The following is a 19,579-nucleotide window of genomic DNA, read 5'->3' on the forward strand; positions in this document are numbered from 1 at the left end:
TTTCTCCCTATAATGTTGCCCCGATTACCGAAAATGGCTCAAAAACGCGGAATTATAGGGAGCTTTTCCAGTTAAGTAGCACAAATCAGCCAATCTGTGAAAATGAACTGGATGATTTCCTGCTAATTTGCCACAAGAGGGGGATATGAGCAAGGGGCTGCATATTCTAACTTGCCTCCAGGCCCATTTTCGGCCACCATGGTGCTTGTCCCTTGTCCCTTATGTTTTACCACTTGCTCGCTGCTCCCTTGCCACTGAACTATACTTCGGACGCTCGCAAGTAAGAGCACAGCCAGCTGTACCGAGCGTGCCAATGAGGATGCCGCTCTTTTCTGCGGAAAAGTTCCGGTTATGTTATGATAAGGGCTAATGATAAAGCAAAGGGAGAGTATGAATTTCATGTCAGATTTGCCAAACTGCCCAAAATGCAACTCCGAATACACTTATGAGGACGGCAACCTTCTCATTTGCCCGGAGTGTGCCCATGAGTGGAGCCTGGAGCAACAAGAAGCCTCCGAGGACAGCAAGGTTTATAAGGATGCCAATGGCAACGTATTGAACGACGGGGACAGCGTAACCGTAATTAAGGACCTTAAAGTCAAAGGCAGCTCATCCGTGCTCAAGATCGGAACCAAGGTCAAGAACATCCGCTTGGTCGATGGCGATCACAATATCGATTGCAAGATCGACGGCTTCGGTGCGATGAAATTGAAGTCGGAATACGTTAAAAAGGCGTAAGCTGTTACGGTTAATTAAGAAGTCGATTCAAGTATCCCAGCGGATACTTGAGTCGGCTTTATTTCATATGAGGGCCAGTTCAACCCCTAAAAAATAAATATTATAGAAATACATATTTCAATCCTTGCACGCTATTGATACACTAAGACCAGAGAAGTTATCGGAAAAGGTGTGGGCCTGCTCGAAGTCCCGGGCTATCGATAGAACGGAAGCGAGAACGCTTACATCGTTTCGGCAAATTTTAAGGTAAGGATGGTAGACATGAGCCACGAACAAACTACTACGGATGTTATCTTGATTGGTGCCGGAATTATGAGTGCGACATTAGGGGCTTTGCTGAAGGAATTGGCCCCACATTGGAGTATCGCAGTATTCGAGAAGCTGGACAAAGCCGGAGAAGAAGCGTCCAATGAGTGGAACAATGCGGGAACAGGACATGCTGCGCTCTGTGAACTCAACTACACCCACGAACGGCCGGATGGCTCTATCGATATTGCCCAGGCCGTGAAGGTGAACGAGCAATTTCAGGTATCCAAGCAATTTTGGGCCCATCTGGTGCGGACTAAGCGAATTGCCAACCCGCAGGATTTCATTATGCCGCTTCCGCATCTGAGCTACGTACAGGGAGAGCGCAACGTTCAATTCTTGAAGAGCCGGTATGAGGCTATGTCCAGCCATCCACTGTTCCAGGGGATGGAATATTCGGAGAACCCGGATCAGTTGAAGGAATGGATACCGCTCATGATGAAGAACCGTAATATACAAGAGCCTATCGCTGTGACCAAGGTAGACTACGGCACGGATGTTAACTTCGGCGCTTTAACGCGCATCATGCTGGAGTCCTTGCAGAAGCAGCAAGTGGATATTCGTTACGGTCATAGCGTGACCAGATTGAGCCGAACGAGTGATGGGCGCTGGGAACTTAAGGTGAAGGATTTGAAGAGCGGCGAGACGAAGCGGCATACGGCCAAATTTGTCTTTATTGGCGCTGGTGGTGGCAGTTTGCACTTATTGCAAAAATCCGGCATTCCAGAGGGTAAGCATATCGGGGGCTTCCCGGTTAGTGGCTTGTTCCTGGTGTGCAATAATCCGGAGGTCATTCAGCAGCATCATGCCAAGGTGTATGGCAAGGCTTCGGTAGGAGCCCCGCCTATGTCAGTACCCCATCTGGATACCCGGTTTATTGATAACCGCAAATCGCTGCTATTTGGACCGTTTGCTGGATTTTCACCTAAATTTCTCAAGACAGGCTCCATGATGGATTTGATTACTTCGATAAAAACGCATAATTTCTTAACTATGATGGCCGCGGGCGTCAAGGAGATGTCGCTGACGAAATATCTGGTACAACAATTAATGTTATCCAAGGAGCAGCGTATAGAAGAATTACGGCAGTTTGTTCCGGACGCCCGCAGTGAGGACTGGGATTTGGTCGTGGCCGGGCAACGGGTACAAGTCATCAAGGACACCCCTGAGGGCAAGGGCAAATTGAGATTCGGGACAGAGGTAATTAGCAGTGCTGACGGCTCGGTAGCCGCATTGCTTGGTGCCTCTCCAGGGGCCTCGACGGCAGTGAATGTTATGCTGGAGGTCATCCACAGATGCTTCCCTCAACATGTGAAGGATTGGGAGCCGAAAATCAAGCAAATGATTCCTTCCTATGGCTTGCTGCTGTCAGAGCAACCGGACCTTCTGCGCGAGATTGAGCCTACCGTTGCGCAGGTGCTTGGCTTGACCGTGATGCCCTCTCTTGCCGATGAGACTGTGGAGCCTTTCATTTAGCTCCAGAAGGAGAACAACATGAAGACGATAACCGCCGAGATTCTTGCAGATAAATTCAAGCTCGAAGTGCTGGCAGGAGCCAGCCGAATGGACCGGGTGATTACCCGTCCGAGAACGCATCGCCCCGGCCTGGAATTCGTGGGGTACTTTGATTTTTTCCCCATGGAACGGGTACAGGTCCTGGGCCGCAAAGAGATTACTTACTTGCTGACCTTAAGTGTGGAGGAACGCAAGCTGCATATTGGAAACATTGTAAAATACCATCCACCGTGTTTTATCGTGACTTCGGGCCAGCAGGAAATTCCCTATCTGACCCTCTTCTGCGATCAGGAGGGCATACCGCTCCTGCGCACGAAGGAAACGACGACGGAATTTATCGCCAAGCTGGATAGCTATCTGGTCAAGGCGCTGGCCCCCGAGCTGTCGATTCACGGGGTGTGCGTGAATGTATCCGGTATCGGCATTCTCCTGCGTGGTAAATCCGGCATTGGCAAAAGCGAGACGGCCCATACGTTAATCCGCAGAGGACACCGCTTTGTGGCGGATGATGTTGTGGTGCTGAAGAAGCTGGGACCTACGACATTGTTAGGTACCCATAATGAGACGACTCGGGAATTCCTGGCCTTGCGCAGCGTGGGGCTGATTAACGTTGTCCGTCAATATGGACGTAGGGCCTTCCAGGATGAGACGCGTATTGTTCTGGATATCGAGCTGGTGCCATGGCGGGAGAACGCCCTAAACAATGAATTGGAAGTGGTGCCTCAGTTCACGGAGTACCTGGGCGTCCAAATCCCGCATATTGAGGTCCAGCTTCAGCCAGGCCGGGATGTGGCCGGGTTAATTGAAGCGGCGGCGAACAACTGGTATCTCAAGCAACTTGGATATAGTGCGGCCGAAGAGTTCATGAAGCGAATCCAAGACGAGATGCAATCGTGAGCGATGGCTTCAGGTTCGGGCTATTAAGGGAAGTGATTCAAGGTTGAAGTATGGACAAATTGTATATGGACGGTTCTACGTGCGGCTTAATCGTTTTATTGCCGAAGTCTTCGTAGGCGGTGTTAAAGAACGGGTTCATATCAAAAATACTGGCCGACTAAAGGAGCTTCTGCTACCAGATGCCGAGGTACTGTTGGAGGCGAGCGGTAATCCCTCCCGGCTGACCCGCTATTCGCTCATTGCGGTAGTCAAGGAAGGACGCTGGGTGAATATTGATTCCCAGGCGCCCAATGCCGCGGCGTTCGAGGCGGTACTAGCGGGAAAGGTAGCGGAACTGGGGCCTATCGTCAAAGTAAAGCGGGAGGTTACTTATGGGGATTCCCGCTTTGACCTATATTATGAGCACGATAGGGGTCAAGGCTTTGTCGAGGTCAAGGGTGTGACGCTTGAGCAGGAGGCAGTAGCGATGTTCCCCGATGCTCCGACAGCCCGGGGGACCAAGCATGTGTTGGAGATGGCTCGGGCGGTTCGCGAGGGCTATGCCGGAGCTATTCTGTTTCTGGTGCAAATGAAGGGCTGCCGCTCCTTTACACCGCATCGCCAGATGGATGAGGCGTTAGCCGATGCGTTGCTGGAGGCTTCCCGCCAGGGAGTGCGCATTTTAGCTTATGATGCAGTGGTGACGGAGAATGAGCTGCGGCTGGATCAGCCGCTCCCGGTTATCTTGTAATAAGCAGCAAAAAAGGACGCTCTCGGAGACGTCCTTTTTTGCTGCTGTCCAGCCATTCTCCACTACATCGCCCTTGCAATATCACGGCGTAATCATTGGCGCAGCTTACCTTACTCCTTGCTGCCCGTATTGGCAATCCCTTGCACATAATAACGCTGCAAGGGAATCAGCAGAATGACCGGGATAATGACCGACAGAATGGCAGCAGCGAACATTTCGTTCCAGTAGGTTCCATACTCGGTGATGAAGTCGCTCAAGGCAACCTGAATGACCTTATATTCCTTGGACCGGGTGGCGATGAGTGGCCACATGAAGGATTCCCATTGCTGGATGAAGATAAGCAAGCTGGCGCTCACGGTGACAGGCTTACATAGGGGCATGACCACGCGGGCATACACCCGGCCCCAGGAGGCTCCGTCCATCCGGGCAGATTCAATCAAGGAGTAGGGAAGCTCCAGGAAGAACTGGCGGAACAAGAAGACCACCAGCCCGTTCGCCAAGCCAGGAACGATGATCCCCGCGTAGGTATCGATCCATCCCAACTGATTCACCAGGCTGTAGAGGGGAATGGAGATCACTTCGAATGGAATCATGAAGGTTAACAGAACGAGCAGGAACAACGCCGACTTGCCGCGGAATTCGAAGTAGACGAAGGCAAAGGCAGCCATCGAGCCCAGGAGAAGTCCGCCCACAACCGAAGAGAAGCCTACGAGGAACGTATTCAGGAGCGTTCTCCCGAACCCACGTTCCGTGAACAGGGATTGGTAGGCCTCCCAGGTTAGCTCACTGGGCCAGAAGGTCTTCCAGGTGACCGGAGACATATATTTATAGATTTCATCCAGGGGTCTGAATGAAGATACTAGCGCAAAGGCCAACGGGAGCAGCACGATCAGAGCCAGGGCCAAATGAATGATATAGACCGGCAACGACGAGCGTAGAGATCGGATCACAGGCATGTCCTTTCTGACAGTTGTCTTAAAATGTAGTTTAGTGGGACGCCTTCAACCATTTGAACTGAGCAGCAACCGCCGTCAGCGTGAGCAGCAGCAAGATAACAACGATGGCCGAAGATCGCCCCAAGTCGGAGTATAGAAAGGCACTGTTGAAGCTTTCCAGCATCAGTACGTTGGTACTGTTCTCCGGCCCTCCCTTGGTAAGAATGTACATGGGCGAGAACAGAAGAAAGTTGGCGGTGGTGATGGATACCACAATGAACGTCAGGGGACGCTTCATCATGGGGTAAATAATGTGAATCAGTTGCCGCCACCGTCCCGCTCCGTCCAGAGAAGAAGCCTCCATTAATGAGGCGGGAACCTCTTGAAGACCAGCTAGCAGGAATAGCGCCCAGTAGCCTACGCCCTTCCAGGAAGCAATAGCAATAATCGAGCCTAAAGCCTGGGCGCTACTGCCTAGGAACGGCTGCTCCGGCAGGCCGAAGGCGGCCAGGATGGAATTGACGACGCCTTGCTCCGGACTGAGCATGATATTCCACAGCATGCAGGCGGTAGGCACCGATATGGCCACGGGCACAAAGTGGATACTTCGGAACCAAGCGATTCTCTTGATTCTGGCATTCAATAGTAACGCCAACAAGAAGGCGAGCACGACCTGCAACGGATTAATAATGATATTGAACAACACCGTCACCTTCAGGGAGTTCCAAAATACGGGGTCCTGAAATAACGTGATGTAATTCTGGAGTCCAACAAAGCTTTGGCCGCCGGTCAGGAACGATGTCGTGTACAAACTTTGCAGAATGCCATTGCCGATGGGGTACAGCTTGAATAGAAAGAGGCCCGTCAAAGCGGGCAACAGAAATAGTAGAAGAGGGCCAAGCCTTTTTTTGCTACGCATCGGGTTCACCTTTGACCTATTTATTTTGCAGCTACGTCTTTGTATTTCTTCAATTGATTATCAATAATCGATACCGCTTGATCCAAGGCCTTTTGAGGCTCAGCCCCATTCTTGATATCATCAAATGCCTTGTTCATATTGGACTCCCATTCCAGATATCCTGGTGTCATAGGACGGGATACGGCTGTCTCCAGCGATTCCTTGGCCGCAATGCGAAGAATGGAATCCGGGAAGGCCTCATATTTCGGATCGGTAGCGATGGCGTCAAGTAGCTCAACCTGTGGAGGTAGTGTTCCCCCTACTTCAAAGATGATTTGCGCACCTTCACCTAGCGTCAGGAATTCAACCAGCTTGGCGGCGGCTTCTTTCTTCTCGGAGAACTGGGATACCCCAAGGTTCCATGCGCCCGTAGGAGTAGCGATTTGTTTGCCTGCAAAATAAGGATGGAGCATCACGCCGAAGTCCATCCCGGAATCCCGGATTTTCGGCATATTCTGATTGGTGGCCAGGTACATGGCGACTTTACCTGAGGTGAAGTAGTCCAGCGATTCTTCTTTCTTAATCTTAGGACTCACTTGATCTTGATTGAACAGATCGCCATAGAATTGGAAGGCCTGCGCAGCTTCCGGGGAATTGGAATATCCCGTTGCTGTTAGTCCATCCTCGCTGATCATCTTCACACCCAGACTATCGGATAAGGCTAGCATTTGATAGGCTTTGCTAATCTGCTCGAACGAGAAGCCGTAGACATTATCACCGGTGAGCTTCTTGGCGAGCGCTACAACTTCTTCCCAGGTCATGCGTGTGTTCTCATCCGGAAGAGGAATGCCGTTCTTCTCAAACAGCTCTTTGTTGTAGTAGAGTACTTGACTGGAGCTATTCATCGGTGCCGCTACTAGCTGGTTATTGTAGGTCACACTTTCTACGGCAGCAGGCGTCCATTTTTGCTTGGCGTCTCCGTCAATCAACTCGTCTAAGGGAGCTAAGTACCCTTTAACCGAGTAGTTCATGACCAGCGGGGAATCGACAAACAGGGCGTCCACGTCTTTCGATTTGGCACTCAGCTTGATTTCAATCGTCTCCATCAGTTGATCGAAGGGAGCCAGGTCCAGCTTGACCTTAATCTCGGGATTCTGTTCTTCGAATGCATTGATGGCTTCGGTTAACGGCTTCTCATAGTTGGAATATGCGGCAAATGTGATTTCCTGCGTACCGGCGGTGGACTCCGATCCCGCTTGTCCATCCGCAGAAGGGGCGGGGGTACCGGAAGCACAGCCAGCCAGGATCGTTGAAGTGATCAACAGCGGAGCAAGCCAGGCTCCTAATTTATGCATCGTTCGGTTCTTTATCATCAAATCTTACACCTCATTTGTAATTAATGAAATCTAGCCTTAAGCGAACAGTCGTTGATGCAGCAGATCGAAGAAACGCTCCTTATCCAGCTCCAGGGCCACTTCAATGGCGCTATCAGGGTGAAGGCGAGCTACTGTTTGGCCCGAGGAGGTTCGGTGGTCGTACATGACCTCGACGTCCATGGCCGATGTACGAATCAATGATGGATCGATCAAGGTGGCAATGGTCAGCGGGTCGCACATATAGGAGAAATCTCGCTCCATATAGTCCATAAAGGCGTGCATCTTCTCTACCAGGTATGCTGCGAGCGGGGTGGCGCATTGCGCCATCTGCCGGGCCTCGTCTCGAGTGAATCGTGCTTGTCTGGTGACGTCCAGTCCTACCATCAGGATGGGAGCACCACTGCCGAATACCACCGAGGCTGCTTCCGGATCGCATTGAATATTATGCTCTACTGCATCCAGTTCGGCGGCATTGGCCGCCAGACGGGTCACACCACCCATCATGACGATGCGCTTTACCTGCTTGGCGACCCGGGGTTCGAGAATCAAGGCGGTGGCTACATTAGTCAGGGGTCCAATCGTAACCAGTGTAATTTCGCCCGGATGGTCTACTATCTGCTGAATGATGAATTCCACGGCATGACGTTCAGGTACCGTGGCTTCATTGAACGATGGCCCATAGCCTTCAATGCCTGCCCGTAGTAACGGCCGATTACGAAGCAGGGGAGACGATACCCCTGGAAATACAGGGATATGATCTATCCCGCACAGCTTCAGGACGGTACGTGCAATTTGTGCTCGAGCGTAAACTTGTCCGTAGACGGTGGTCAGGCCTTCTACACGGATTTCCGGGGATCGTAAGGCCAGGGCGACAGCTACCGCGTCGTCGGCATTGGTGCCGATATCGGTATCGATGATAATTCTTGACAATAGGTCCACTACTTTCTCTCTAGTTGCCTGGGAGTACCCTTGCTTAGCTGGGCTCTCCGATAATTGGTGTCAAATCATGGATCAGAATATGTTTGCGGTCATAACGTATAAATCCTTGCTGTTTCCATCGGCTAAGCAGTTCGGAGACGGTCTGACGGGTGCAGCCGATGATGTTGGATATTTCCTCATGGCTCAAATCCAGTTCTACCCGAAGCTCCCCGGAGGAAACCACGGTTCCCAGCTCTTGAAGTAGCCAGGCCAGTCTCCATGCCACAGGCTTGGAGATCAGTAACTCCACCGTGCTTTGATGATGAATCAGCCTGTGAGTCAGCGTGTACAGAATGGTCTGTGTGATGGCCGGGTTGGTCAGGATTTGTTCACGAATGATGGAAGATTCCAGCACCCAGATTTGGCTATCATGCAAGCATTGGGCATAGCAAGGATGGTTCTGCTGCAAGATGATCTCAGCTAGTCCAAACGCATCCCCTGTCTTGCGAATGAAGAAGGTGACGTCTCGTCCTTCCTCCGTAAATTGGCAGACCTTCAGGAGTCCGGATTCAATATAATACGAGCCGGTGGATACAGACCCTTTCGTAAATACAAAGGAGCCTTTGGGAAAACGCCGCAAGGTCCCGTGTTTACGATGCAACTCATGGACTGAATTGTCGGGATAAGGGGCATTCGCAGACGCCGGGTTAATCCTAAGGTCACGGCCAGAATGTTGAAGCTCAATCAAGCTGATCCCCTCCTTCGCTTCTGTACACAAAGCGTGGATAGGAGACTTCACTTGTCGAGTGCGATTTCAGTATAAATAAGGGGTTATGTGGATTCTGTCGGCTATCCGACAGAGAGAGAAGAAGTTGCTCAGACAAAGACATGAAGGGTTCCTCCCATCTGATGGTATTGCACTCTTCAGTATGGAGGACGAGTACACGCGAAATGTTATGGCAGGGTAAAACTTTGTAAAACCCAGTATTTTCAAAGCCGCAATGCATAAGAGCCAAGCCCCATTCAAGGGGCTTGGCTCTATGTTGTTAAATCCCACGATTTAACCTTACCAATTATTTCCCGATACCCGGATGACGTCGAAGTTTGGACTTCCGCTTTCCCCGTAAATGGCGGTTACACCAGGATTATGGATCTGCACATTGGTGAAGCTGGCTTCTCCCACGACAGGCCCTTGCCCGGCTTCCGCACTGACAACCAGCTTGATTCCGTAACGGGTCGGGTTGTTGATATTGATGTTCTCCAGGCGGACATTCTCCATGGGAAGATTCTCCGGCGACTTGGTTTGGAACATAATTCCGAAGTAGACCGGATCATTAATGTCCACATTTTTTACGACCACGTTCTTGAAGTCGCGGTCACCACTATGAAGCCAGATCGCCCCGAAGTTTTGGTATTCGTTGATCTTATCGTCGGCTCCGACGCTGGTCCAGAAATCTCCGCCAGTACGGTCCAGTGTGACCCCGTCGATGACGGTATCCTCATCGCCAAATCCGAGGGTATTGTATCCAAAGCTCAGACTGCTGACGGTCAAGCCTGGATAAGTGAGCGTATCTGCACCGTACAGGTTCTGGAACAGATTGTTCTGACCTCCATAGACGGCAAATGCAGCCGCACGTCTCACGTTAGTTGCCGTAAGATTCGTGTACTTGTTGCCTACATTATAAGATCCTCCCGAATCGATGGCACTGAACAGGGCAAAAGAATCATCGCCGGTGCCACGGGCGTAGTTATTGTCGATGATGTTGTAGGAGGAACCGTTAGTCATGTTGATTCCGTCGGCAAATACGTTCTTAATCCGGTTATCCTTGAACGTATTATAGGAGGAATTCACTCCCCAGTAGAGGCAGATAAAGTGCTCTGCCCAGATATTCTCGATGGTTACGTTCTGCATCCCGTTTCCGTCGATGAATTTGCCTGGACCATCCACACGATAGACGTAGTTGCCCCAAGCGGACAGGTCTTTAATGGTTGAACCATTGGCCTGGGAGCTGATATTGAATCCGACATCGGTATTGGTTTTGTCCTGCGGAGCCACCAGCTTGGTATGCCATGGACCCGCCCCAATAATCTCTGTGGCCCGGCCGTAGAGATAAATCTTGGATGAGATCGTCCATTCTCCGGCTGGAATAAAGATTCCTTTCTTGGCCGGGTCTTGGCGGAATTCATTTAAGGCTTGCTCAATAGATTTGGTGCTGGATACTTCTACATACTTGCTTGGATCAGGATTGGATGCGGCAGGTGCTACCTGCTCGGTCTCAATCATGTCCACGTAAATCCAGGGTACATCTCCGGAATCCTTCTGGATTTTGATCTTGGTTCCAGCAGGATAGACCTGGTCCAGCATAAGCTGAGCATCTTCATAAAGCCAGTAAGCTTTGGAGCCAGAATTGTCATAGCCAAGTTGCCCTAAGGTTGAAGGCGTTGCATAGACGTAAGAAAACTTGGAGGTGACGGTGAAGTTACCTTTGTCCACGCCATCGGCATAAATGCTAATCGTGCCTGTTGTATCCTCGTCAACCGCGTTGCGCAGCACGAAGGCATTCGCCGGAGAGGTTAACGTGAATTCTACATATTCCCCTGTAGCATCCAGACGAACGGCAGATCGGCCAGAAGCCTCGCCTGCAAAATCGCCCGGGGTAAAGTTTGGTGCCAGTTTGGTGCCGTTAGTGCTATTGCCCGGAGCCTCAGCTTCCAGAATGGTGAATGGCATATTCGCCCCACGACCGGAATACAAGCTCAGCGTACTGGTGTTATTTGCTTGCTTGGAGGCGACTTCGTTCGCATCCACATCTACCGTAGTGGTTACTGTATAGCTACCGTTAACGGCGGTCCAGGTGCCCATGGTTACGTGGGACGATGCACCCGCAGCCAAGGAGCCGTTATAGGATTTGGTGAAGGATTGAATGGTGGAGCCGCTGGCATCCTTCAATTCCAGAGTAATGCCATGGGCACCACCGGCAGAGGCCAGAATGCCCTGATTGCTGAGGTTGACACTGAAAGTCACTGTATCCCCGGCACTTGGGCTACTTGGAGTCCATGAAGCCGTGCCAATGAGATCGGAGCTTTGCACCTGGCTCACAACCAGTGGCGTGGCATGGGTATAGCTGTTATTGGTATTGTCCTTCTCAATAACCGTGTTGCTTTCGTCTACTTTGGCCGACACAGCGTAAGAGCCTGCTTCTACGGCATCGATGGTGGCGGAGACCTGTACAGATTGGCCTGCGTCAATCGCGCTCACAGGAGCTGTTCCCGCAAGCTGGGTGCCCAGATAGAAGTTGACGTCAGTAGCCCCTGAAGCTAAATCGCCGATATTGGCGACAGTGGCTTGAAGGTTAATATCCTGGCTCTCATCAGGTGAGGCTGGGGACCAGGTGATGTCCGTGACGGTTAAATCCGGATTAGGAGCAGGGATACCGATGACTTCAAATTCAGCAACCTGTCCCCCAGGAGCACCCGAATTGTCAGTGAAGCGGAGCTGAACGCTGCTGACAGTTGCGCTGACCGGAATCGTAACCGTGTTATTTAAGGCCGGGTTGAACGTATAAGAGGAAGCGGGAACCAGACTCGTGAAGTTGGCTGCTTCCTGGGTACGTCCCAGCACTTGGATGGTTTGGGTACGCGTTGCCCAATCGCTGGATGGATTCAGCTTGATGCGAGCCGCTGATAGGCTGGAATTGGCTTCCAGGTCGACGGTCAATGTGCTTGGATGACCATTGCCTTCCCAGTATGTGCTTGTATCATTGTCGTTGGCGTTGGTGGCTACAAAGGTAACGGCAGAGGAGGAAGCTGTGATTGGCTTGCCCAGCGCCAGATTCACTTCGTCCTGCCCACCGCCTGAAGCTGTGCGTGTTACTGAATTGCTAGGTGGTGACACATTGCCTGCCGCATCCTTGGCAGTGACATAGTAGGTCACCGTTACGTCTGCTGGCTGTTGATCAGTGTAAGCCAGGGTAGACCCGCTCACGCTACCTTGAAGCTGATGATTCGCATACACGTCATAGCCAGTCACGCCTACATTATCTGTGGACGCAGCCCAAGCCAGTTGGATCGTATCCGTTGCGGATTGAGTATAGGTCAAGTTGGCCGGTGCGGTTGGCGGCTCTTGATCCGGAGTTCCAGGAGAGGTAGCACCGTAGACTTCTAACTCGGACAGTTGTGCCGCTGGCCAGCCGGTATTAGCAGTGACCTCGATGCGGACATAACGTGCCTGGGTAGCTGCAAAGTCGATCGCTACCGTATTTCCGGTATTTGGATCAAACGTATAGCTGTCGGAAGCTTTAAGCTGGGTAAATGTACTCCCATCGGCACTGCCTTGTACAGACAGGGTTTGAGTACGGCTTTCCCACCCTGCGGGGAGTTTCAATACGACCTGTTCCACCGAGGCGGATTGGGCCAAATCAACTTGAACCCATTGGGGAAAAGCTTGATTGGTGCTCTCCCAATACGTTCCGGCATTTCCATCTACAACGTTCCCTGATACATAAACATCGGCATGTCCCGAGGCCGAGGTGGCCTTGCCTGCGGCCAGGTTCGGGCCTGCTGCACGCGCGGGGTCCGCAAAGCCAAAGGCGGTCAGGAATGTTCCCGCCACTAAGGTAATCATGCAAATCCAGGCAAATACTCGCTGATAACGTTTCACGAATGTAATTCTCCCTTCATTACTGTTTAGAATCTTGTAAGCGGTGTCAAAAATGAGCAGCTCCTTTCCACACCTGAAATTGGATGCACTGCAATCATAAGTCAATCAATGAGATGAAGTAAGGCGCAATTCTATCGAAATGGTGTGCATGACTATGATATATTGACTGAGAAATACTCCTATAGTATTGCTTGCTTTGATGGAAAGGAGCTTGAGGTCTCATGAAGGATATTCTAATGAAATATATGGGCGAGCTGACTTCGCTCAGTGAAGAGGAGCAGCAGGCTGTGCTTGCTGATATTCAGATCGAGGAGTTCACAAAGGGAACAATCCTGCTGAAGCAAGGGGATATCCCTCAGGAATGTTATTTTGTCCTAAAGGGTTGCGTCAGACAGTATATGCTGGATGAGGCAGGGAAAGAGGTCACAACCGGCTTCTATACGGAGGAGCAAGCGATCGTCAGCTTTAACCGTCACAAGCAGGATAAATCCTCCGAGTTCTCACTTGTGTGTCTGGAGGATTGCACTCTGGTCGTAGGGGATGTAAGCATCGAGCAGGATATGTATGCCAGGTATGGGCAGCTTGAAGGCATGACGCGAAGCATGGTGGAACAACATTTCGGTGAGACTCAAGACCGTTTTGCTGCCTTTATCGCTTCTACACCTGAAGAGCGTTACACCAGGCTTTTGCAGGAACGCCCTGATCTGGTGGTCCGGGTGCCGCAGCATCAATTGGCAAGCTATCTTGGCATTACCCCGGAGTCGTTAAGCAGAATTAAGAAGCGGCTGCAAAAGGAGACGAAGCCGTCGGACTAATATAAGAAGAGGTGAGCGCAAAGCTTTCAGTATCTGATCAAATGGCTTCGAGTTAACCGATTTGCTTGCGGCGTTTTGGCAGAACAGTTGAGATCAGCCAGAAGGCTAAGCCCAATTCGCCAATCATCATCGGTACGGTCAGGATAGATTCAAGCAACGTAACTATGCCGCTACCACTTGGAAGAAGTAAGGTACAAAGATGTATGATGATGTATCCAATGGCGGACAGAAGTAGTAGGAAGCCAAGCAGATTAGGCATTGAATCCGCGATCAGTACCAGATAACCTACCATCAGCAGATGTGCTCCGAAAACAAGGAGCCCTGCGGACCACATCATATCAAAGCCTTGCAGAAAGAGCATGTTCAAGGCCTCTAGCTGTACATGGTCGAGAGCGGTGGCCAGAGATGAGCTATTCGTCAGGAGCAAGACCAGTAATAAATTCAGAATAGAGGTTCCCAGTAGCGCGGCATAGATCAATCGTAGCCAGGCAGCCAGGAGAGACAGTGGGCGATGGAACGGCTGGAAGAAGAGATAAAGGGCCCAGGCTACCACCACATCGCAAATCAATATAAAGATCCAGCCTAGAATTCCCCCCTTGAACAGCAGGCTGGATGCTTGAAGGTTATTCCATGTGGCAAGTGCGTCATCCTTTACGACAAGGCTTCCGTGGGCGATTCCATAAGAGAATGCCGCAGCCAAGGCCATCAGCAATAGCGCGATTCCTCCAATCAGTGCAGACTTGCGTTGGTCAGACGGGTTGTTCTTCAAGGCTATCATGTTCATTCCCCCTGCTTATTTTAAATCATCGTGCTAAGTTCAATAAGGTTAGGTTCTCTGCTTATCTGTAGTTTAATGAAGCGAGCCGTAAAGCTCATTGACTTAAGTTAAGCCGCGGAGAAAGAGGGAGTTCCCTAGCAGAAATAGCAAAGACGCCTCCAAACACCACCAATCGGTGGGCCTGAGGCGTCTTCTTGTATAACAAGGATGCTGCATAAATCATTAAGCTTAAGCCAGGCGCATCTTGAAATCTTCGTAACCGAACTCGTGCACAATATGGCAGTCGCCAGATTTATCTTGAAGCACGATGGCAGGCAGTGGCATGCCGTTAAATGTCGTGTTCTTCACCATAGTGTAGATCGCCATGTCACCAAACACCAGGCGGTCACCTGGCTTCAGGGGTTGATCGAACGAGTAATCTCCGATATTGTCCCCGGACAGGCAAGTGGGTCCGCCCAGTCGGTACGTATGAGCCTTCTCGCCTGGCTCGCCGGAGCCAAGAAGCGGCGGACGGTATGGCATTTCCAGCACATCTGGCATATGGCAAGAAGCCGAAGTGTCCAGAATGGCGATATCCATGCCATTTTGCAACGTATCCAGTACGGTAGTAATCAGGTAACCGGCATTCAGTGCTACTGCTTCCCCAGGCTCCAGATAGACTTCCAGACCGTATTTCTCTTGCATCCGTCTGATGCATTGCTCCAACAGTGGAATATCGTAGTCCTCGCGGGTGATATGGTGCCCACCACCAAAGTTAATCCATTCCATCTGGGATAAATAAGGTCCGAACTTTTCCTCGATGGCATCAAGCGTTATGGCCAGATCATCGGAGTTCTGCTGGCAGAGGGTATGGAAATGCAGCCCGGATACCCCATCCAGCAGCTCGGGACGGAAATGCTCGATCGTTACGCCAAAGCGAGAGCCAATGGCACAAGGGTTATAGATATCGTGTCCTACTTGGGTAGAGCATTCAGGATTGATACGAAGGCCGATCTTCTTGCCTGCGGCCAGCACCTTATCACGGAATTTCTCCACTTGGGACAAGGAGTTGAAGATGACATGATCGCAAAGCTGCACGATCTCGTCAATTTGATCCTCCCGGTAAGCGGGGGCAAAGACATGATTCTCTTTGCCCATCTCTTCACGGCCAAGCCGTGCTTCATACAGACCACTGGAGGCGGTTCCGCTCAAATACTGTCCGATCAGCGGGTACGTCGAGTACATCGAGAACGCTTTTTGCGCCAGGATGATTTTCGCGCCCGTCCGCTCCATGATGCCGGCCAGGATTTTCAGGTTTTTTTCCAATAGTGTCTCATCGACAACATAACATGGGGTAGGCAGCTCCTCAAAGCGCATCTTAACGAACGAGCCCCGATTCCAATTTCTCAGCGTCTTCCGGGAAGGCATCGACCAGTTCAGGGTTGAAGCTTTCTTGCCAAGGCAAGCCCCATTTGTTCAAAGCTTCCATGAACGGATCTGGATCGAATTCTTCAATATTAAATACGCCTGGTTTGTTCCATTTGCCTGTCATCAGCATCATGGCGCCGATCATGGCTGGAACGCCTGTAGTATAAGCAACGGCTTGAGAGCCGACTTCCTTGTAGCATTCTTCATGGTCGCAGACATTGTACACATAATACAGCTTATCCTTGCCATCTTTTTTACCTTTGAAAATACAACCGATATTCGTCTTGCCCTTGGTGCGAGGTCCCAGAGAGGAAGGGTCCGGCAGGACAGCCTTCAGGAACTGCAACGGAATGATTTGCTTGCCCTCGTATTCAATAGGCTCAATCGACGTCATGCCCACGTTCTCCAGACATTTCAGATGAGTCAGGTAGCTTTGGCCAAAGGTCATGAAGAAGCGAATCCGCTTGATGCCAGGCATATTCAAGGCCAGGGATTCAATTTCCTCATGGTGCAGCAGGTACATATCCTTCTCGCCGATTTCCGGGAAGTTGTAGACGCGTTTGATCTCCATTGGCTCGGTATGAATCCAATCGCCGTTCTCCCAATAGCTGCCCTTCGCCGATACTTCACGAATGTTGATCTCCGGGTTGAAGTTGGTGGCAAATGGATAACCATGGTCGCCGGCATTGCAGTCCAGAATATCAATGTACTCGATTTCGTCAAAATGATGCTTCAGGGCATGGGCCGAGAATACGCCGGTTACGCCCGGGTCGAAGCCGCTACCCAGCAGCGCAGTAATTCCTGCTTTTTCAAAGCGCTCACGGTAGTCCCATTGCCATTTGTATTCAAATTTTGCTGTATCTTCAGGTTCGTAGTTCGCAGTATCCATATAATTTGTTTTGGTCGCCAGGCAGGCGTCCATAATCGTCAAATCCTGATAAGGCAGAGCCAGGTTCATCACTATATCCGGTTTGACCTCGTTGATCAACGCGATGAGTTCATCTACATTGTTGGCATCCACTTGGGCCGTCGTAATTTTGGTGTTGCCGCCGTCCAGCTTGGCTTTCAGGTCGTCACATTTCGATTTCGTCCGGCTTGCAATACAAATTTCTTCAAAAACCTCACTGTTCTGCACACATTTGTGAATGGCTACCGAGGCTACTCCACCGCAACCGATAATAAGCGCTTTTCCCATGTTAACACTCTCCTATCCAAGTTTGTTTTGTCTGCCTTGTGAACGTAAAAAAAAGCAAGTGAAAAGGGGCCGTAGCACACCGCATCACTTGCTTTTTGACATAGTCATCATATTAGGATTACCCATAGTGGGCACGCGAACGCCAGTCCAACGCAAGAACGTCGGCAGCACAGTAGCGTAACCAAGGGGGAAAGCCCTTAATACCTGAATATATCAAATTCGGATCAGAGTCTATTTAGCAAATAATCGCCTTTACCACTCTTATTGACCGTTTCACAAGTTGATGTGCATATGCACTGGTTGTAAAGTAACCAACTTATAAAATTTGAGCTTTTAACTCAATCAATAAGGCAACAGTAGTTGCCAATCGGCATTTGACCCGGCTGTCCGTATGGCCTTAACTCTCCGAGGAAAGTGGTCAAAGTTATCTGCTTGGAAAGACCCTGCGATATATTCAATATGCTTTCCAAATTTCGTGCTTCTTAATATTAGCAGGAACTTTTCCAATGAGCAATAGAAATTTTAAATAAATATTTTCCAACTATTTACTTACTAAGTTAGACCAAAACCTGGCGAATACCGCTGTACTGGTGATGTATGCCTTTCCAATGGTATAATTTGCTTTAGGACAATTTGCCTGGGAGGCCAAGTGAATGAGAGATGAGTTATTGCAGCAGTTGGAAGCGTGGCATGAAGCTGATGATTATGAGCAAATCGTACAAGCCGTAACGGATATTCCTAGCGGGGAAAGGGATTACGTGCTGGTCAGCCATCTGGGTCGGGCGTTGAATAACCTGGAGCGGTACGAGGAAGCGGTTGAGCAATTTCTGACGGTTGTACATGAGGGTGCGCAAGATGCATTATGGCATTACCGGTTGGGGCTCGCTTATTACTACCTGGGGAAATATGATAAGGCGCGTCAAGCATTTCAGGCGGCAGATCGCCTGGAGCCGGGGGATGAAGATACGCTGGAGTTCCTCCGCTGGATTGAGGAGAGAGAAGCGGAAGCCGCCGAAGCCGGAGGAAACCAAGTGGCAGGTGTAGACAAGGCGCAGGCGGTGACCGGGAACGTGACTGCTGAACCCGGTACTCCGGGGGATGTAGCTTCGGTGTTATCTACCTATGAAGCCAGTCTTGATTCAAGCGGGTTCTGGGACGATGTCAATCCTGCGGCTGAGAAGTATGTATCTGCTCTCGCTTCGGATGAACTGGTGGCCTCGCTGGAGGAAGAGCTGGTGTTCCGCCTGCCTGCTTCTTATATTAGCCTGATGAAGACACATAATGGCGGGATTCCGCGGCGCAGATATTTTTCCATATCGGGAGGTTCTGTGTCTAAGATTGAAATCCTGGGGTTCCTGAGCATTGGGCGGGACAAGCCGCATTCCTTGGGCGGAGCCGCGGGTAGCCGGGCCACGATTGAACGGGAGGGATACCCTGAATTCGGGGTGGTCTTGTGCGATACTCCATCTGATACGGGCGTAGTAATGCTTGATTATCGGGAATTCGGCAATGATGGCGAGCCGGAGGTCGTCTATGTGGAGAAGGCGAGCAAGCAGGTTACGCGGCTAGCAGCGAGCTTTACAGACTTTGTCCAGGGATTAATGGAAGAGTAAGCTAATCGCAGACCTGAGAAGGGATAGGACATGGCACAATTAGTGTATAAGCAGATCATCGATGATCTGAAGAAGAGAATCTTTGCGGGGGAGTACCCCAATATGAGATTGCCGGATGAGCGGAGCTTGAGCGAGACGTATCAGGTCAGTCGTAGTTCCGTCAAGCGGGCGTTGATGAAGATGGAGCATGACGGCATTATCTTCAAGAAGCGCGGCTCGGGTACGTTTATTAATCCTCTTTACATTAAGAACGAATCCATCTTCAATTATGAAGGCTCCAACCTGGGCGTGACCGACAATTTTCAGATGCATGGGCAGAAGCCACAGGTAAAGGTATTGAGCTTCGAGGTGATTCCGCCAACAGAGGAGTTACAGCGTGATTTGTTCCTGGAGCCCCATGATTTTGTTTATAAAATCGTGCGGTTGCGGTTGTTTGATGATGAGCCTTTTATGATTGAAACCGGGTATATCCCCATCAAAATAGTGCAGGATCTGAACCAGACCATCATTGAGGGCTCCATCTTCAATTATCTGGAGGATTCGCGCAACTTGGCGGTAACGAAGTCGTTCCTGTCCATCTCCGCAGAGCCATCCCGTGCAGAAGATCACGAATTGCTTCGTCTGATGGAGCATGAGCCCGTCAGCATCATGGAAGGCGTATTCTTTCTGGATAACGGGACGCCATTTGAATATTCCCACATGCGGTTCCATTACAAATACATGAAATTTAATACGTTCGTATCGGTTCAAGAGCGATAGGAGGCCATCCATTCGTAGGACTTGGAACCGAGCGAAGAC

Annotated in this window: 16 protein-coding genes; 7 read left to right on the plus strand and 9 right to left on the minus strand. The window is 50.6% G+C overall.

Annotation, left to right across the window (positions count from 1 at the left end):
• Positions 1–399: 399 nt before the first annotated feature.
• The 4 genes from AC1VOR_RS10860 (at position 400) to sfsA (ending at position 4,186) form a co-directional block, all read left to right on the plus strand.
• Positions 400–738 carry a zinc ribbon domain-containing protein YjdM gene (locus AC1VOR_RS10860; RefSeq protein ID WP_059050307.1) on the plus strand — a complete coding sequence of 113 codons (339 nt, stop codon included), beginning with the start codon at positions 400–402 and terminating at the stop codon, positions 736–738.
• A gap of 225 nt (positions 739–963) precedes the next feature.
• Positions 964–2,520: a malate:quinone oxidoreductase gene (locus AC1VOR_RS10865; RefSeq protein WP_482618311.1), complete on the plus strand. Its 1,557-nt coding sequence runs from the start codon at positions 964–966 to the stop codon at positions 2,518–2,520.
• Positions 2,521–2,538: 18 nt separating this feature from the next.
• Entirely contained in the window at positions 2,539–3,456 is a 918-nt protein-coding gene (gene hprK, locus AC1VOR_RS10870; protein ID WP_482617726.1) for an HPr(Ser) kinase/phosphatase, read from the plus strand.
• A 43-nt stretch (positions 3,457–3,499) separates the two neighbouring features.
• Complete coding sequence (sfsA, locus tag AC1VOR_RS10875) at positions 3,500–4,186, plus strand: DNA/RNA nuclease SfsA (RefSeq protein ID WP_482617728.1); 687 nt, start codon at positions 3,500–3,502, stop codon at positions 4,184–4,186.
• Between the two features lie 110 nt (positions 4,187–4,296).
• On the opposite strand, the gene AC1VOR_RS10880 is transcribed toward sfsA, so the two are convergent.
• The 6 genes from AC1VOR_RS10880 to AC1VOR_RS10905 all read right to left on the minus strand — a co-directional run bounded on the left by AC1VOR_RS10880 (position 4,297) and on the right by AC1VOR_RS10905 (position 12,973).
• Positions 4,297–5,142: a carbohydrate ABC transporter permease gene (locus tag AC1VOR_RS10880; RefSeq protein ID WP_482617730.1), complete on the minus strand. Its 846-nt coding sequence runs from the start codon at positions 5,140–5,142 to the stop codon at positions 4,297–4,299.
• Positions 5,143–5,173: 31 nt separating this feature from the next.
• A complete protein-coding gene (locus AC1VOR_RS10885) occupies positions 5,174–6,040 on the minus strand; it encodes a carbohydrate ABC transporter permease (RefSeq protein WP_482617732.1) in 867 nt (288 codons plus the stop codon).
• A 20-nt stretch (positions 6,041–6,060) separates the two neighbouring features.
• Positions 6,061–7,392 (minus strand): sugar ABC transporter substrate-binding protein, encoded by a 1,332-nt coding sequence (locus tag AC1VOR_RS10890; RefSeq protein ID WP_482617733.1) that lies wholly within the window; start codon positions 7,390–7,392, stop codon positions 6,061–6,063.
• Positions 7,393–7,431: 39 nt separating this feature from the next.
• Complete coding sequence (locus AC1VOR_RS10895; protein ID WP_482617735.1) at positions 7,432–8,325, minus strand: nucleoside hydrolase; 894 nt, start codon at positions 8,323–8,325, stop codon at positions 7,432–7,434.
• Between the two features lie 43 nt (positions 8,326–8,368).
• A complete protein-coding gene (locus tag AC1VOR_RS10900; RefSeq protein WP_482617736.1) occupies positions 8,369–9,061 on the minus strand; it encodes a Crp/Fnr family transcriptional regulator in 693 nt (230 codons plus the stop codon).
• 318 nt (positions 9,062–9,379) lie between these two features.
• Entirely contained in the window at positions 9,380–12,973 is a 3,594-nt protein-coding gene (locus tag AC1VOR_RS10905) for a discoidin domain-containing protein (protein ID WP_482617738.1), read from the minus strand.
• Between the two features lie 221 nt (positions 12,974–13,194).
• On the opposite strand from AC1VOR_RS10905, the gene AC1VOR_RS10910 reads away from it, so the two are divergent.
• Positions 13,195–13,788, plus strand: coding sequence for a Crp/Fnr family transcriptional regulator (locus AC1VOR_RS10910; RefSeq protein WP_482617740.1), 594 nt, complete (start codon positions 13,195–13,197; stop codon positions 13,786–13,788).
• A gap of 52 nt (positions 13,789–13,840) precedes the next feature.
• Here AC1VOR_RS10910 and AC1VOR_RS10915 read toward each other — a convergent pair whose 3' ends face one another.
• From AC1VOR_RS10915 to AC1VOR_RS10925, 3 genes are all read right to left on the minus strand, one after another.
• Positions 13,841–14,566: a DUF4386 domain-containing protein gene (locus tag AC1VOR_RS10915; protein WP_482617742.1), complete on the minus strand. Its 726-nt coding sequence runs from the start codon at positions 14,564–14,566 to the stop codon at positions 13,841–13,843.
• Positions 14,567–14,794: 228 nt separating this feature from the next.
• On the minus strand, positions 14,795–15,922 hold the full coding sequence (gene nspC / locus AC1VOR_RS10920; protein ID WP_482617744.1) for a carboxynorspermidine decarboxylase: 1,128 nt from the start codon (positions 15,920–15,922) through the stop codon (positions 14,795–14,797).
• A gap of 1 nt (position 15,923) precedes the next feature.
• Positions 15,924–17,168, minus strand: coding sequence for a saccharopine dehydrogenase family protein (locus tag AC1VOR_RS10925; RefSeq protein WP_482617746.1), 1,245 nt, complete (start codon positions 17,166–17,168; stop codon positions 15,924–15,926).
• Positions 17,169–17,821: 653 nt separating this feature from the next.
• On the opposite strand from AC1VOR_RS10925, the gene AC1VOR_RS10930 reads away from it, so the two are divergent.
• Positions 17,822–18,781 carry an SMI1/KNR4 family protein gene (locus AC1VOR_RS10930; RefSeq protein ID WP_482617747.1) on the plus strand — a complete coding sequence of 320 codons (960 nt, stop codon included), beginning with the start codon at positions 17,822–17,824 and terminating at the stop codon, positions 18,779–18,781.
• Between the two features lie 30 nt (positions 18,782–18,811).
• Positions 18,812–19,540, plus strand: coding sequence for a GntR family transcriptional regulator (locus tag AC1VOR_RS10935; RefSeq protein ID WP_482617749.1), 729 nt, complete (start codon positions 18,812–18,814; stop codon positions 19,538–19,540).
• The last annotated feature ends 39 nt before the right edge of the window (positions 19,541–19,579 follow it).

Source organism: Paenibacillus sp. 1SOY10 (assembly GCF_056836745.1).

Excerpts from the sequence above, each read along its gene's own strand:
- AC1VOR_RS10860 (WP_059050307.1), top strand. The coding sequence starts at position 400 with ATGTCAGATTTGCCAAACTGCCCAAAATGCAACTCCGAATACACTTAT.
- hprK (WP_482617726.1), top strand. The coding sequence starts at position 2,539 with ATGAAGACGATAACCGCCGAGATTCTTGCAGATAAATTCAAGCTCGAA.
- AC1VOR_RS10880 (WP_482617730.1), bottom strand. The coding sequence starts at position 5,142 with ATGCCTGTGATCCGATCTCTACGCTCGTCGTTGCCGGTCTATATCATT.
- AC1VOR_RS10885 (WP_482617732.1), bottom strand. The coding sequence starts at position 6,040 with ATGCGTAGCAAAAAAAGGCTTGGCCCTCTTCTACTATTTCTGTTGCCC.
- AC1VOR_RS10890 (WP_482617733.1), bottom strand. The coding sequence starts at position 7,392 with ATGATAAAGAACCGAACGATGCATAAATTAGGAGCCTGGCTTGCTCCG.
- AC1VOR_RS10910 (WP_482617740.1), top strand. The coding sequence starts at position 13,195 with ATGAAGGATATTCTAATGAAATATATGGGCGAGCTGACTTCGCTCAGT.
- AC1VOR_RS10915 (WP_482617742.1), bottom strand. The coding sequence starts at position 14,566 with ATGATAGCCTTGAAGAACAACCCGTCTGACCAACGCAAGTCTGCACTG.
- nspC (WP_482617744.1), bottom strand. The coding sequence starts at position 15,922 with ATGCGCTTTGAGGAGCTGCCTACCCCATGTTATGTTGTCGATGAGACA.
- AC1VOR_RS10925 (WP_482617746.1), bottom strand. The coding sequence starts at position 17,168 with ATGGGAAAAGCGCTTATTATCGGTTGCGGTGGAGTAGCCTCGGTAGCC.
- AC1VOR_RS10930 (WP_482617747.1), top strand. The coding sequence starts at position 17,822 with ATGAGAGATGAGTTATTGCAGCAGTTGGAAGCGTGGCATGAAGCTGAT.
- AC1VOR_RS10935 (WP_482617749.1), top strand. The coding sequence starts at position 18,812 with ATGGCACAATTAGTGTATAAGCAGATCATCGATGATCTGAAGAAGAGA.